Source organism: Desulfosarcina sp. (genome assembly GCF_046496365.1).
GTDB lineage: Bacteria > Desulfobacterota > Desulfobacteria > Desulfobacterales > Desulfosarcinaceae > Desulfosarcina.
Genome location: NZ_JAWOHB010000112.1, coordinates 1 through 15,269 on the forward strand (window position 1 = coordinate 1; position 15,269 = coordinate 15,269).

The 15,269-nt window shown below is 57.3% G+C and carries 13 protein-coding genes; 1 reads left to right on the plus strand and 12 read right to left on the minus strand.

The window, feature by feature from the left end:
- Together R6V78_RS09580 and R6V78_RS09585 are read right to left on the minus strand one after the other, a co-directional pair.
- Window positions 1-938, minus strand: a 938-nt coding sequence (locus tag R6V78_RS09580; protein WP_410289131.1) for an MCP four helix bundle domain-containing protein, incomplete at its 3' end; no start/stop codon positions are given.
- Window positions 939-1,359: 421 nt separating this feature from the next.
- Window positions 1,360-1,497: a hypothetical protein gene (locus R6V78_RS09585; protein ID WP_410289132.1), complete on the minus strand. Its 138-nt coding sequence runs from the start codon at window positions 1,495-1,497 to the stop codon at window positions 1,360-1,362.
- A 285-nt stretch (window positions 1,498-1,782) separates the two neighbouring features.
- Here R6V78_RS09585 and R6V78_RS09590 point away from each other — a divergent pair, with 285 nt between their 5' ends.
- Window positions 1,783-2,070 (plus strand): hypothetical protein, encoded by a 288-nt coding sequence (locus R6V78_RS09590; RefSeq protein WP_410289133.1) that lies wholly within the window; start codon window positions 1,783-1,785, stop codon window positions 2,068-2,070.
- 717 nt (window positions 2,071-2,787) lie between these two features.
- On the opposite strand, the gene R6V78_RS09595 is transcribed toward R6V78_RS09590, so the two are convergent.
- The 10 genes from R6V78_RS09595 to R6V78_RS09640 all read right to left on the minus strand — a co-directional run.
- On the minus strand, window positions 2,788-3,450 hold the full coding sequence (locus R6V78_RS09595) for a potassium channel family protein (protein WP_410289134.1): 663 nt from the start codon (window positions 3,448-3,450) through the stop codon (window positions 2,788-2,790).
- 12 nt (window positions 3,451-3,462) lie between these two features.
- The gene (locus R6V78_RS09600; RefSeq protein ID WP_410289135.1) at window positions 3,463-4,827 is read right to left on the minus strand and encodes a TrkH family potassium uptake protein; all 1,365 of its coding nucleotides are present in this window, start codon (window positions 4,825-4,827) and stop codon (window positions 3,463-3,465) included.
- 342 nt (window positions 4,828-5,169) lie between these two features.
- On the minus strand, window positions 5,170-5,673 hold the full coding sequence (locus R6V78_RS09605) for an amino acid-binding protein (RefSeq protein ID WP_410289136.1): 504 nt from the start codon (window positions 5,671-5,673) through the stop codon (window positions 5,170-5,172).
- A 100-nt stretch (window positions 5,674-5,773) separates the two neighbouring features.
- Window positions 5,774-6,928, minus strand: a complete 1,155-nt coding sequence (locus R6V78_RS09610) for an acyl-CoA dehydrogenase family protein (protein ID WP_410289137.1) — start codon at window positions 6,926-6,928, stop codon at window positions 5,774-5,776.
- Window positions 6,929-7,069: 141 nt separating this feature from the next.
- The gene (locus R6V78_RS09615) at window positions 7,070-7,621 is read right to left on the minus strand and encodes a helix-turn-helix domain-containing protein (protein ID WP_410289138.1); all 552 of its coding nucleotides are present in this window, start codon (window positions 7,619-7,621) and stop codon (window positions 7,070-7,072) included.
- An 11-nt stretch (window positions 7,622-7,632) separates the two neighbouring features.
- On the minus strand, window positions 7,633-8,481 hold the full coding sequence (locus R6V78_RS09620) for a 3-hydroxybutyryl-CoA dehydrogenase (RefSeq protein ID WP_410289139.1): 849 nt from the start codon (window positions 8,479-8,481) through the stop codon (window positions 7,633-7,635).
- 87 nt (window positions 8,482-8,568) lie between these two features.
- Complete coding sequence (locus R6V78_RS09625) at window positions 8,569-9,744, minus strand: acetyl-CoA C-acetyltransferase (protein ID WP_410289140.1); 1,176 nt, start codon at window positions 9,742-9,744, stop codon at window positions 8,569-8,571.
- Between the two features lie 546 nt (window positions 9,745-10,290).
- The gene (gene icmF / locus R6V78_RS09630; RefSeq protein WP_410289141.1) at window positions 10,291-13,578 is read right to left on the minus strand and encodes a fused isobutyryl-CoA mutase/GTPase IcmF; all 3,288 of its coding nucleotides are present in this window, start codon (window positions 13,576-13,578) and stop codon (window positions 10,291-10,293) included.
- A 21-nt stretch (window positions 13,579-13,599) separates the two neighbouring features.
- Window positions 13,600-14,754 carry an acyl-CoA dehydrogenase family protein gene (locus tag R6V78_RS09635; RefSeq protein ID WP_410289142.1) on the minus strand — a complete coding sequence of 385 codons (1,155 nt, stop codon included), beginning with the start codon at window positions 14,752-14,754 and terminating at the stop codon, window positions 13,600-13,602.
- Window positions 14,755-15,062: 308 nt separating this feature from the next.
- On the minus strand, window positions 15,063-15,269 hold a 207-nt coding region (locus tag R6V78_RS09640), incomplete at its 5' end, for a hypothetical protein (protein ID WP_410289143.1).

The window sequence follows — 15,269 nt, forward strand, 5'->3', positions numbered from 1 at the left end:
GACTCGATCGCGGCCTCCTCGGAAGACACGTGGGCCGCATCCTCGTTGATCTTGACGATCTGCTCCAGCAGATCGATGGCCGCCGTCTCTTTCTCGCGGGCCGTCACCATGGCATGCTGACTGGCTTCGTCAAACAGGGTCACCGCATTTTCGACCTGGGTGTCCATGGCCTGAAGGCCGATGGTGACTCCCTGCATTGCGGGCTGCAAGGCATTCCTGGCAATATACCGGGCATTTTCCATGTTGCCCTTGTCAACGGCGGCCTTGATGTCGGCCACCGCCTGGTGAAAACGGCGATGGGGGTCGCTGTTCTGGGCGATGGCGCTGTTGAGGCTGGGGTTTTGGGTTTTGAAGGTTGCCGCCCACTGACCATATCTACAGGCCGAAGCGTCCTCGCCGCCATGGAACGCGGTGCCATTGTCAATCAGTTCAGCCGTGTCAACCATCAGTTTGTAATGGTCCCCGCGCATCATTTCGATGGTTGCATTCAATGCATCGGGATTGCCCAGGTCCAGCTTGTCCAACTCCTGGATCAGCTTGAGGAACTCGGTGTTCTCATGGCGCCATGCCTCCCAGGCCGGGACGAACTTGTTCCACAGCTGCGCCTCTTCCTGGGTTTGGGGCAGGGGCGCGTATACCTTCCAGGCGGCTTCATAATGGTTGCGGGCGGTCTGGATATTTTCGAACTGCTGCGCCTTGTGTTCGCGGCTCAGGTCCGGATTCAGCAGGGTGCGCTGGGCCGCACGTATGGCCTCGGCTTCCTTTTCGATGACCATCAGGCTGTGGACGCTGGGCAGCTGCACCTCTCCAATTTCAACGATGTGGTGGGACAGGCCGTTGACGCCGCGCCAACCGGCAAAGCCCACCGCCAGGGTAATCACGGCGACAATGACGAAGCTGCCGATCAGCTTGGCACTAAGTTTCATGTTCTTGAACATTGGTTTCTCCTTATTTACTGTTTAAACTCAGATAAACGTTTGCATGATGAGCTGCCGGTGGCCAGGCCGCCTCTGCCAGGGCCTCCAGGTCATTGGCGCCGATGATCTCCTTGATTTTAAGAATGCCGATGCCGTACGCCTCATCGTCGACACGTTCACCTTTCCGCTTTTCTTTTTCACCGATCAGGCTTGACCAAAAAATGTTTCACAAGGCGTGCCAACTTGTGGATTCGGCCTAATAATAAAATAACTATTAAAACCATAGGGTTAATGGTTTAACGCCCACCTGTTTTAAAAAGATGGTGGGGGGTGAAATCCGGAAAATCCGGACAGCGGGTCCCGCAAAACCGGACGGATTCCTGGTTTTCGGGGTGGACTGCGGACAAAGGGGCAGGAGCGGCGGGCCATCCGGCTGCGGTTTTCAGAGGGAGGGACGGTGCTGCTTCAACAGATCGTAAAAGCGCGAGCGCGACAGTCCGGAGATGTCCAGGGATTCGCTGAGGCTGTTGCGGGTCTGGTCCAGAAGGCTCTGCGGGTACTCGCGTTCAACCTTTTGCACAGAGGCCTTGCGGAAGGCTTTGAAGGTGGTCAGTGGCGTCGGGCATGTGCCGCCGCACGCACACACAGCATGGATACTGACTTTCGGCAGATGACGCGTGCTGTGTATACAACCTTGCGGCGGCCATGGGTGTCAAAACAGATAGCAACGCTCCTTCAAAGACCCGTAAGCCTTGGGCAGCTTTTTCGTTTACGTCGAATCGACGCGCTGTCACCGTAGTTGAAAACCGGAATACAGGTACTATTTATTGTTTAGACTGCTGCCAATCGAAAAGGAGAATATGCCATGAAAAGAGAAATCACAAAAGACCGATTGACCGTCTTTATCGAGGACGCCCGCATAATATCGAAGGATGAACAAGCCGAATTGCCCGCAGATAAGCGGGAGGCCGTTTCCGGTAAAGTCGGATTGTGGATCGAAGTGGCCTGCCCGGAAGGGTCCTGTTCGCTTGATAAAAATAAGATCACCTTGCCGGCGGGTGGTGTCGTGCCCAAAGAGGCCAAAGGCATCTGGTTGAGTCTGTTTTGCCCGGAAAATCAGTGTTCGATCGAACAAAGCACCGATCTACCCTGAATTCGACATTAAATTGTGTGAAATCATTTCGGGTCCGCCCCGGGAAGTTTCCTTTCTTGATTCTTTTTTTACGTGTCAGCGGCGTGTCAACAGGGACCGACCCTGGAAGCTGGAGCTGATCCGGCGCAGGACCGTGCTTCTTGGCTGGTGTATGCCATGGCCGAGCAGCAACTGAAAACGACTGAGACGTCCGAATTCTGTGGTCTCATCGCTCATCTGCCTGAAGGAGGCCGGCAATGAACACAACGCCCAAAAGCACAAAAGCAAAGGACCCTAATTTCCGATCATCCATATCCGTATCCAATAAGGAGGTCTGCAAGGATGAGGCGTGTATCGGAAAAGATGTGAAACCCACAACCGAGGCGCCTGCGGAAGCGACCCAACCGGATAAAAGCGGCAAAAAGTCTTCGGGGACAAGTATGTCTGTTGGTGGAAAGGAAGCCTGTTCCGAAGATGCGTGCATCGGAAAAAAATGAACCCGGGTGGAAAACCAAGCCATCCACTCATGCAATGTACCGCGGTGAGTAACTGATGCTGGATGACCGGAGCAAAATGAACCAATGGTTTTGTAAGCATCTCGGTGACGCGATGCCGGCCTTTAAGAAGCCTTGATCCGTTCCGTAACGCACATTACAATTTGTAGCGAGTCGCTACAGCTTACGGACGGCATCCATTTTCCGAAAGTCGGGCGGATTCTCCGGGTCGCGGACCAGTAGTTCATTTCAGCTCCCTGATTTTGGCCAAATCCGACTCTTTGCCCAGGATGATCAGGATGTCGCTGTCCTTGACGGTAAAATCGGAATTGGGCACCATGATGAACCGCTCCGGCACCAGCTCCTTTATGGCGATGACATTGACCTGATAGCGCTTGCGCAGTTCCAATTCCATTAACGTCTTGCCGACAAACGACGGCGGAGGGCCTACTTGAGCGATGGTATACTCTTCCTCCAGCGGGAGGAATTCCAGAATGTTGGGCGAGGTCAGCCTCAGGGCCAATCGATGGGCCATGTCCATGCCTGGCCGGATGATCTCCGTGGCGCCCAGCTGTTTAAGGATCTCACCGTGATCGTCGTCCTCGGCCTTGGCAATGATGCGTTTGATGCCCAACCGGCTTAAATGGAAACAGATAAGGATGCTGGGCTTGATATTGGCTCCCGTGCTCACAATGACCGCGTCCATTTCGTCGAGGCCCAATCCCTTGAGGGCCTCGATGTTGGTCACGTCCTGCACGACGGCGCTGGTGCAATGGGGCTCGATGGCCTGCACGCGTTCCTTGTTGCGGTCGATGGCGATCACCTCGTTCTTGTTTTCATACAACGCTTTGGCCACATAGTAGCCGAAGCTCCCGGAGCCGATAACGGCGAATCGCTTCTTGGCCATCTCTGTTTCTCCTTATCCGATCATCATGTTTTCCTCGGCGTATTGGACGCCCTTGGTCGAACCGCCTCCGGCGATAATATAGGTGAACGCCGGCACCCCCACCCGACCGATGACCATCAGAGCGATGATGACCAATTTGCCGGGCTGGGTCAGCGTCGGGGTGACCCCCATGGAGAGACCGACCGTGCCGAAAGCCGAGACCGTTTCAAAAAGAAAGCTCATAAATTGACGATCACCCTCTACGCGCGTGCCGTGGTCCGGATCGAGGAACAGGATCAGGAAAACGGCCACGCAAATGGCGGCCAGCGAAAACACCAGCACGGAGATGCTTTTGGCTACCGTATCCTCCGGAACGGTCTTGCCGAAAAGGTTCACGCATTTGTAGCGCATTAGCCGGCTCCAGGAAAAGGCCGTCAGCACCGCGAAGGTGGTCGTTTTCATCCCGCCGCCGCAGGACCCCGGCGAGGCCCCCACCAGCATCAGGAACATCATGAACAGCAAGGTGGCCGTGTTCAGCGAGGCGATATCCAGCGTGTTGAACCCGGCGGTGCGGCAGGTCACCGCCTGGAAAAAAGCCGCCAGCAATCCTTGACCCCATCCCATGGTCGGTATCAGGGTGCGCTCGGATACCACAATGACCGCCATGCCTGCCACAACCAGGCCGACGCTGGCCGAAATCACGCTTTTGGTCTGGATCGAAACCTTACCGGACTGTCGCAAAACCACGCGGCGGTAGATCTCATAGACGACGGGAAACCCGATGCCGCCCAAAATGATCAGGGTACACACCGTCAGGTTCAACACCATCGAAGCCCTACCTGCAGTGAGACTGTCGCTGAACTGGGAAAATCCGGCATTGCAAAAGGCCGACACCGAATGGAATACCGCCTTGTACAGGGCCTCGCCCAACGGGTAGGCGGAGCGCCAGTAAAAAAACAGGATCACGGCCCCTACAACCTCGACGGTAAAAGTAAAAAAAAGCACCGAGCGGATCAGGTAGAAGATATCCTCCCGGGGCGTGTGGGAAAAGACCTCCTGCATGGCCATGCGCTGCTGGAAGACCACCTTTTTGCCGATAACCTGAAACAGGGCCACGGAAATGGTCATGATCCCCAGGCCGCCAATCTGGATCAGAAACAGGATGATCCCCTGGCCAAAAGCGGTAAAATAGCTGCCCGTGTCCACCACGATAAGCCCGGTGACGCACACAGCGGAAGTCGCCGTGAACAGGGCGTCGATCACGCGGATATCGCCGCTCACCGTGGCGGCCGGCAGCATCAGAGCCAGCGTGCCGACGGCGATGGCCGCCACATAACTCAACAGGAGCAGGTTGGTGGGGTGCGCCCGGTTCAGGCGGTTGTGGAACCAATCAGACATTGCTTTATGCGCGCCACGCTGTTTGTTTGATCACCATCTGCGCCTTCAGCCTCCTCCCTGATCTTTTCGTAGACATCTCTGCGGAGATGCCTGCTGACCGTCTCCGGGAATTGATCCCCGTCCATGAATTTCGCCGTAATCTTTTCGTCCTGGTCCATTCGGTCTGTGCAGAACCCCTCCAAAGCCCAGATAAATACGCAACCAAAATTGATGGCCTCGTAAAAAGTCCCCGGTGTGTCATTCCCGCGAAGGCGGGAATCTATAACTATTTGAAACTTATGGATCCCCGCCTCCGCGGGGATGACAATAAATCTGAGATTTCGACTTTTTACGACTCCGTCACTATTGGGCTTTTTTATGCGTGGTAAAAATCTTGGACGCCAGGTCGATGTCCTCGGGGCAGAAGACAAACAGGCACTTGGCATCCGGGCCCGCAACGGAACCATACACGTAGTTGATGTTGATGCCCGCTTCACCGAATTTGGAGGAGAGCCGGGCCAGTTCACCGGGTTTATTGTCCAACTGCACGGCGATGACCGGCATGATATCGAAGGTGTAGTCATGCTGGGAGAGCAGGTCGATGGCGGCATTGGTTTTACCGTCTTCAGCCAGGAGCCGGATCAGTGCAAACTGGGCCGAATCCTTGCGCATGGAGTTGTAACTGGCGGCGGAAGCGATGCGTTTGAGGGATTTTCCCCGGGCCTTGAACAGCTCCAGGACGTAAGCCGACGCATCCTGAATGGTCAATGCGTCGATATTGATGCCGGCCTCGCCCATGAGCGTGGCCAGACGGCCCAGTTCACCGGGTTCGTTTTTCAGGAACAATGAGATTTCCGTTCTGACCATGATAGTCCTCCTTTTCGGCCTGGGTCGCCGGTTGCCGTGGGATTGTCGGATTAAAGGTGTCGCCCGTCAATATTGGCGTTATGTCAAATAATCAAGTTTTTCAAGGTCCGCGTTTGTCCTTGAGGATGTTGTTGGATATCACCACCCGCTGGATTTCCGAGGTGCCTTCATAAATGGTGAACACACGCGCGTCACGGTAGAAGCGCTCCACCGGATAATCGGTCGTGAACCCATAGCCGCCATGCATCTGCAGGGCTTTGGCCGTGACGCTGTTGACCATTTCGGAAGCGAACAGCTTGGCCATGGAGGCCTGGATGGTGAAGCGTTCCTTGCGGTCTTTCATGGCGGCGGCTGACAGGGTCAGCTGCCGGGCCGCCTCGATCTGTGTGGCCATGTCGGCGATGATCCAGCGCAGCCCCTGGAACTTGGAGATCTTCTGGCCGAACTGGTCGCGTTCTTTGGCGTATTTGACCGCCGCATCGAAGGCTGCCTGGGCCACCCCCAGACTCTGGGCGGCAATGCCGATGCGCCCGCCGTCGAGACCCTTCATGACAATCTTGAACCCTTCGCCTTCTTTGCCGAGCCGGTCCGACGCCGGTACCCGGCACTCTTCAAAATGCAGGTCAGTGGTGTCCGAGGCGCGCAGGCCCATCTTGTCTTCCAGGTTGCCAACCTTGAGTCCGGGGTTGTCTTTGGTGACAATAAACGTGCTGATACCCTTGTGGCGTGCATCCGGATCGGTCTTGGCCGTGACGATGACCAGGCCGCAGTTCTGACCGCTGGTGATGAACCGCTTGGTACCGTTGATGATGTAATGGTTGCCGTCTTTGACCGCCGTGGCCTGCTGGCTTACGGGGTCCGAGCCGGCTTCGGGCTCGGTGAGGGCGAAGGCACCGATATACTTGCCCATGGCCAGGTCTTTGAGATAGTGCTGCTTCTGGTCCTCGGTGCCATAGTTCAAGATGCTTTCGCAGACGATGGAATTGTGCACCGACATGACCACCGCCGTGGAGGCGCAGGAGTAGGCGATTTCGGCAAGGGCCAGCACGTAGCCCACCGTATCCGAATCCGACCCCTCGTAGTCGAAGGGCACCATCATTCCCAATAGGCCCAGCTCGGCCATTTTTTTCAGGTTCTTGGCGGGAAATTCCTTGGTTTTGTCCCGCTCGGCGGCTGTTTCAGCGACAACCTTGCGCGAGAATTCACGAACCATGGACTGAATCATCAGTTGTTCATCGGTCAGCTTGAAGGACATGGCGTAATCCCTTTCCTGGTAAATCTTCTAAGGCGTTGGGTTTACCGGTATGGCTCCGGCCGCACGGTGCATGCAGCCCCGATGACCGGGTGGGTCGTCGGCCCGTATGACCGGTTGCGCCGCCTTGCCGAAATCGTTCGATCATGGGTTGTAAATCACCACAATCAATTCGGCGTCCGTTGCGCCGATGTTTTTCAGATGATGCTGGATTCCGGAATTGAAATGCAGGGAATCGCCGGTGCCGAGGGTGTTGACGTGTTCGCCGACCACCACTTCGATGCTGCCGTCGAGCACGTACACGAACTCCTCCCCCTCGTGGTTGTAGCTGACGCCTGCGTGCGTTTTCATGGCATCGATTTTTACCCGGAAGGCTTTGAGATGCTTGTTTTCGGCGCCCGGGGTCAGGGTCGTGTAGGCATAGCTCGAGGTCCTTTTGGTGTAGGCCTTGATGCGGTCCTGCATGCGGCCCTCTTCTTCTTTGAGCAGATCCCCGGAGTCGATTTCCAGGGCCCGCGAAATCTGGAGCAGAGAACCGACCGGGGGCGTGATCTTACCCGACTCCACCTTCTTGAGAAAATCGATGGAGAAGCCGGTTTCGTTGGCCAGAGAATCGTAGGACATATTCTTGTCGGTGCGGGCCTTTTTGATCTTCTTGCCCACGGGAGTGAGACGGGCGGTTTTTCTGGGGGGCATGGTACCTCCTTTTAGTACTCGTAAAACCCTCGGCCGGTTTTTCTTCCCAGCCAGCCGACTTCCACATATTTTCTCAACAATGGGCAAGGCCGGTACTTGGAATCCTTGAATCCGTTGTACAGGGTCTCCATGATGGCCAGACAGGTGTCCAGGCCGATGAGATCCGCCAGGGCCAGCGGCCCCATGGGATGGTTCATGCCCAGCCGCATGACCGTGTCGATGTCTTCGCGGGTGCCCACCCCGTGGTACAGGGCAAATACCGCCTCATTGATCATGGGCAGCAGGATGCGGTTGGCGATAAAGCCCGGAAAGTCGTTGGCCAGCGCAGGTGTTTTGCCGAATTTAACTGACAGATCCCAGGTGGTCTGGAAGGTCTCATCGGAGGTGGCCAGCCCGCGGATGACTTCGACCAGCTTCATGACCGGCACCGGGTTCATGAAGTGCATGCCCACGATTTTTTCCGGACGGCGGGTCTGGGCGGCAATACGGCCGATGGGAATGGATGAGGTATTGGTGGAAAGGATTACGCCGGGCCGGCAGATATCATCCAGGTCTTTGAAAATCTTGAACTTGAGGGCCTCGTTTTCCGTGGCCGCCTCAACCACGAAGTCCGCATCGGCCATGTCCTTGAGGTCGGCGGTGATCCTGATGCGCCCCAGGATGGCAGCCTTGTCTGCAGCCGACATCTTTCCCTTGTCGACGCTTTTGCCCAGAATTTTGGTGATGCTGGCCAGCCCCTTCTCCGCGTATTCAATTTTGATGTCGCTCATGATGACATCCAGGCCGGCGGCGGCCGCCACCTGGGCGATGCCGTTGCCCATCTGACCGGCGCCGATGACGCCGAAGGTATTGATCTGCATAGGTTCCTCCTCCTTATTATTGATCGCTTCGTAAAAATTGATTTTTCACGCCAAACCGGGCCGCAAGAGGCCTTTTATGGGCGGGAACTACCGTTTGACCACCATGGCCACGGCTTCACCGCCGCCCAGGCAGAGTGAAGCCAGTCCGGTTTTTTGATCGCGGCGGATCATTTCGTGCAAAAGGGTCACCAGCACCCGGCAGCCGCTGGCGCCGATGGGATGGCCCAGGGCCACGCTGCCGCCGTTGACATTGGTTTTGTCCGCGGCGAGTTCCAACGCTTTCATCACGGCAACCGTGGAGCCGGAAAAGGCTTCGTTGACCTCGAACAGGTCCACGTCGTCAATGCCGATGCCCTCCTTCTTGAGACACTTGGGAATGGCCCCGATGGGCGCCACCAGCACGTATTTCATGTCGACGCCATAGGCGGCCTGGGCGCCGATGCGGGCCATGATCGTGCACCCCAGGGCGTCGGCCTTTTGGCGGGACATGACGACAACGGCGGCGGCGCCGTCGCTGATGATGGAGGCATTGCCGGCGGTACCGAACCCATCTTTTTTAAAGGCCGGCTTCATCTTGGCCAGGGCCTCGTAGGTGGTCTCCCGGGCACACTCGTCCCGGTTGAAGACGTTGGACTCCCCTTTGCGCTGGGCAATGGGTACAGGGACGATCTCGGCATCAAAACGACCGCTGTGGATGGATTCCACGGTCCGGCGGTAGGACTCGGCCGCATAGCGATCCTGGTCCTCCCGGCTGACATGATAGCGTTCGGAACACAGTTCGTTGGAAATGCCCATGTGAAAATCGTTGACGATATCCCACAGGCCGTCGTGAATCATGCAATCCTGGAGCTGACCGGGCCCCATGCGGTAGCCGAAACGCGCTTTTTCCAGGTAATAGGGGGCCATGCTCATGTTCTCCATGCCGCCGGCCACCACCACCTCGGCATCACCGGTTTGGATGGCCTGGGCGGCCAGCATGACGGTTTTCAGGGCCGAACCACAAACTTTGTTGACCGTGATGGCTTCGACTTCCCAGGGCATGCCGGCTTTGACCGCCGCCTGCTTGGCCGGGTTCTGGCCGTAGCCGCAGGGCAAAACCTGGCCCATGAGCACTTCGTTGACCTCGGTTTTGCGGATGCCGGCGCGCTTGACGGCTTCCGCGATGACGATGGCACCCAGGTCCGTGGCGCCAATGCCCGCAAGCGATCCGTTGAAACTGCCCAGCGGTGTTCTTACCGCACTGACGATGACGGCTTCCTGCATATGCTGCCTCCCTGCAAATGGTTATGGGTTAAAGGGTTCAAGGGGCCAAGGGTCCAAGGATCCAAGGGTTCAAGGGTTCAAGGGTTCAAGGGGCAAAGGGTGAAAGAGAAAACTGAACGTCCACCATCGAACGCTCAACGTCCAACGTTCAATAATAAATCAAAGAACAGGGGCCAAGGCAAAGAGAAAACTGAAACTAAACCACATCAAACGTCCAACGTCGAACGCCAAGGGTGAAAAAGAAAACTGAACGTCCAACGTCGAACGTTCAACATTCAACGTTCAATGAAGACCCGACACCCAGCACCGCGCTACCCTCCGGAACGCCTCACCGTGTTGCTACAAACGAAAGGCCCCTTTCAGTTTTTTCACTTCTTTTCATTGGACGTTGAACGTTGGAAGTTCGACGTTGGACGTTCACTCTTTTCATCGTCCTTCACTTGACCCCTCGACCCCTCGACCCCTTTTTTTTCATTGGACGTTGAGCGTTGAACGTTCGACGTTGGACGTTCACTCTTTTCATCGCCCTTCACCCGCCCCCTCCACTCACATATTCCTCCGGTACTGCCCGCCCACGGCATACAAGGCGCCGGTGATCTGACCCAGGCTGCAGCACCTGACCGTTTCCATCAGTTCGGCAAAGATATTCTCGCCGGATAGGGCCGCCTGCTGGAGCCGCGCCAGGGCCTCGGGCGCCCGTTCGGCGTTGCGGGACTGGAACGCCTTGAGCCGGTTGAGCTGGGATTCCTTCTCTTCGGTGGTCGCCCGGGCCAGATCGATGCAGGAAGCCCCTTCCAGCATATCGGCGCCGTCGGCGTGGGGGTCCCTGAACGTGTTGACGCCCACGATGGGGTACTCGCCGGTGTGCTTGCGCATCTCGTAGTACATCGACTCTTCCTGGATCTTGCTGCGCTGGTAGCCGGTTTCCATGGCGCCCAGCACGCCGCCGCGGGCGGTGATCTTGTCGTACTCCATGAGCACGGCCTCCTCCACCAGGTCGGTGAGGTCGTCGACGATGAAGCTGCCCTGGTAGGGATTCTCGTTTTTGGCCAGTCCCCACTCGCGGTTGATGATCAGCTGAATCGCCAGGGCGCGGCGCACGGACTCCTCCGTGGGGGTGGTGATGGCTTCATCGAAAGCGTTGGTGTGCAGGCTCTGGCAGTTGTCGTAGATGGCGCAAAGGGCCTGCAGGGTGGTACGGATGTCGTTGAACTGGATGTCCTGACTGTGCAGGCTGCGCCCGGAGGTCTGGATGTGGTACTTGAGCATCTGGCTGCGCAGGGATGCCCCGTACTTCTCGCGCAGGGCCACGGCCCAGATGCGTCGGGCCACCCGGCCGATGACCGTGTATTCGGGGTCCATACCGTTGGAGAAGAAGAAGGAGAGGTTGGGTGCAAAGCTGTCCAGGGGCATGCCGCGAGACAGGTAATACTCCAGGTAGGTGAACCCGTTGGCCAGGGTAAATGCCAGCTGGCTGATGGGATTGGCACCGGCCTCGGCGATGTGGTAGCCGGAGATGGAGACCGAATAGAAGTTTCGAACGTTGTTTTCGATGAAGTATGCCTGGATGTCGCCCATCATCTTCAAAGCAAAATCGATTGAGAAGATGCAGGTGTTCTGACCCTGGTCCTCTTTCAGGATGTCCGCCTGCACGGTGCCGCGCACATTCTCCAGCACCATGGCCTTGATCCTGCCGGCTTCATCGATGGACGGCTGCCGGCCGTTTTCAGCAGCGAATTTATCCACCTGCTGGTCGATGGCCGTGTTGAGGAACATGGCCAGCATGATGGGCGCGGGCCCGTTAATGGTCATGGAGACCGACGTGTTGGGGGCGCACAGCTCAAACCCGTCGTAAAGCACTTTCACGTCATCCAGGGTGCAGACACTTACCCCGGAATTGCCCACTTTGCCATAGATATCGGGTCGCCGGTCCGGGTCATAGCCATACAAGGTGACCGAATCGAAGGCCGTCGAGAGGCGTTTGGCCTCGCTGTTGGCCGACAACAGTTTGAAGCGTCGGTTGGTTCGGGCCGGATCGCCCTCGCCGGCGAACATGCGCGTCGGATCCTCGCCCATGCGCTTCATGGGGAAGACGCCGGCGGTGAAGGGGAAGTGGCCGGGAAGGTTTTCGCGCCGCAGCCAGGTGTAGATTTCACCGGGGTCAGTGAAGCGGGGCAGGGAGATCTTGGGGATCTTCTGGTGGGAGAGGGATTCGCTGTAAAGCGGCACGCGGATCTCCCGGCCGCGGACCGTGTATACCAGGGCATCACCGGAATAGGCCGCTTTGGTTGTCTGCCACGCCTTGACCAGCTTTTCGGTTTCCGCGGCAAGTGATTCGCGGGCGTTGGCGATCTCTTTTTTAAGCTGCGCCACCAGGGCCGGACCGTCTCCGTCCAGGCCGTCGCCGGCCAGGCATGCGGCGGTTGCTTCAAGGTGCCACACCCGCCGCATGGCGTCGGCCTGGCTTTCGGTTTCGCGGTGGTATTTTCTGATGGTTTCGGCGATCTCCGCCAGATAACGGGTGCGTTCAGGCGGGATGATAATGGTCTTGGAGGTGGACAGCTTGGTGTCGGGCCGCGGCAGGCTGGACGTGAAGACCACACCGGTCTTGGCTTGGATGCCGTCGAGCAGGGCGTGATAAAGGGCGGTGACGCCATCGTCATTGAACTTGGAGGCGATGGTGCCGAAAACCGGCATATCCTCGGCGGCCTGGTCGAAGGCCGTGCGGTTGCGCTGAACCTGCTTGCGCACGTCGCGCACCGCATCCTCGCCGCCGCGTTTTTCAAACTTGTTGACCACGACGATGTCGGCAAAATCCAGCATGTCGATCTTCTCCAACTGAGAGGCGGCGCCGAAATCACTGGTCATGACATACATGGACAGGTCCACCAGGTCGATGATGTGTGAATCCCCCTGGCCGATGCCGGCGGTTTCGACGATGATCAGATCATAACCGGCCGCCTTGACCACCTCCAGCACCTCTTCCAGGGCATCGGGAATCTCCGTGTGGGAGCGCCGCGTGGCGATGGAGCGCATGTAAATGCGGGGACTGTTGATGGCATTCATGCGGATGCGGTCGCCCAGCAGGGCCCCACCGGTTTTTCTGCGGGAGGGGTCGGCGCTGATGACGGCGATGCGGATCGCTTTCAGATCGTGAAGCATGCGCAGGATCAGCTCGTCGGTGAGGGAGGATTTGCCGGCGCCCCCGGTACCGGTGATACCGATCACGGGAACGTTGCGGTCGCCGATTCTGGTTTTAAGCTCCTGGCGGAGCTTGGCCAGGTGACCGTTCTGGCTGGCTTTGCCCTGCTCGAGGGTGGTGATCAGGTTGGCCACCATCAGTTTGTTGTCCGGGGTCAGCGCGGACAGGTCCAACCTGGCCCCATCGGCACGGGAGTAGTCCATCAGCTTGACCATGTGGTTGATGATCCCCTGAAGCCCCATGCTGGTGCCGTCCTCGGGCGTATAAATTTTGGCCACCCCGTAGGCTTCCAGCTCCTTGATCTCTTCGGGAACGATGACCCCGCCGCCGCCGCCGAACACCTTGATATGGCCGGCAGCGCCCTCTTTTAGAAGGTCTACCATGTATTTAAAAAACTCCAGGTGGCCGCCCTGGTAGCTTGAAATGGCGATGCCCTGGGCGTCTTCCTCGATGGCCGCGTCCACAATCTCCTTGACCGAGCGGTTGTGGCCCAGGTGAATGACCTCGACACCGGTACTTTGCAGAATGCGCCTGAAAATATTGATGGAGGCGTCGTGGCCGTCGAACAGGGATGTTGCCGTGACGACCCGCACACTGTTCTTGGGCCGGTATACCTGAATGTCATCGTTCATGCGTCCTCCTGTAGTCTGCCGCTATTTCAGCTTGCCGATCAAGGCGCCGGCAATGGTGTTCTTCTGGATTTCCTTGGTGCCCTCGTAAATTTCGGTGATCTTGGCGTCGCGGTAGAACCGCTCCACCTCGTATTCGGTCATGTAGCCGTAGCCGCCCAGCAGCTGGATGGCCTCGTCGGCCACTTCAACGGCGGTGCGGGCTGCATACATTTTGGCCATGGAGGTAAGCTTGGGATCGATGCGGCCCTGGTCGAAGTTCCAGGCCGCTTTGTAGGTGATCAGACGGGCCAATTCAATCTTGGTGGCCATGTCGGCCAGCTTGTGCTGGGTGACCTGGAACTGGGCGATTTTCTTGCCGAACTGTTCACGCTGCTTGACATAGGCCAGGGCCCGGTCAAAGGCGCCCTGGGCGGTGCCCAGCCCCTGGGCGGCTATCTGGATGCGGCTTTCATCGAAAAAGTGCAGCACGTGGTAAAAGCCCTTGTTCTCCTCGCCGATAAGATTGGCCAGGGGAACGCGCACATCCTTGAAAATCACTTCGGCGGTGGCCATCATGCGGATGCCCATCTTGGCGCCCACGTCGGCGGTGGAGAGTCCTTGACGGTCCGCTTCAACCAAAATCAGGCTCTGGCCGCGGTAGCCGGGTTTGGCGTCGGGATCGGTCTGGCACAGCACGCTGTAAAAACCGGCCAGTCCGCCATTGGTGATGAACGTCTTGGCGCCGTTGACCACCCATTCGTCGCCGTCCTTGACCGCGGTGGTGTTCATAAAGGTGATGTCCGAGCCGTGGTCCGGTTCGGTGAAGGCGCCGGCGGAGAGCATTTCACCTTCGGCCACGGCGGGCAGGTACTTTTCTTTCTGTTCGTCTGAGCCGTAGTGCATGATGATTTCAGAGGCGAATGCGGCCAGCGCGATGGCGCTGCCGATGGTGGAGTCACCGCGGCACAGTTCTTCGACGACGATAATATCTTCCAGGGAGCCCAGGCCCTGTCCGGAGTATTTTTCGGGAAAGTGAACGCCGATCAGCCCCAGGTCACAGGCCTTTTTCCAAATTTTACGCGGAAATTCGTGCTTTTGCTCCAGCTCAAAGGCCAACTCCTTGTCGAATTCGCCCTTGACGAAGTCCCTGACTGCCTTTTGAATGTCCTTCTGGGTTTTATTAAGCTCAAAATCCATTCTGTTCCTCCTGCGCTGATAAGTAATGGTATCCGTAGTGTACCAGGGTTCGAGGGTTAAAGGGTTAAAGGATAATAGGGTTCAAGGGTGAAAGAGAAAACAGAACGTCCAACATCGAACGCTCAAGTCCAAGGTTCAATAAATAAATCAAAGAACAGGGGCCAAGGCAGAGAGAAAACTGAACGTCCAACGTCGAACGCTCAACGTCCAACGTTCAATAAACAAATCAAAGAACAGGGGCCAAGGCAGAGAGAAAACTGAACGTCCAACATTCAACGTTCAATGAAGACCCGACACCCAGCACCGTCCTAGCCTGCGGAACGCCTCACTGCGTCACTGCAAACGAACTCCCCGTTCAGTTTTTTCACTTTGCCCCTCGACCCCTTTGCCCTGGAACCCTTTTTTCCTTGGACGTTGAGCGTTGAACGGGCCGCCGTCTCAAACACCGGCAGCTCCCCAAAGTCCACCACCAGGTGAAAGGCCTGCGCGTCCAGCAAGTGCCGGCGCAGCTTTTC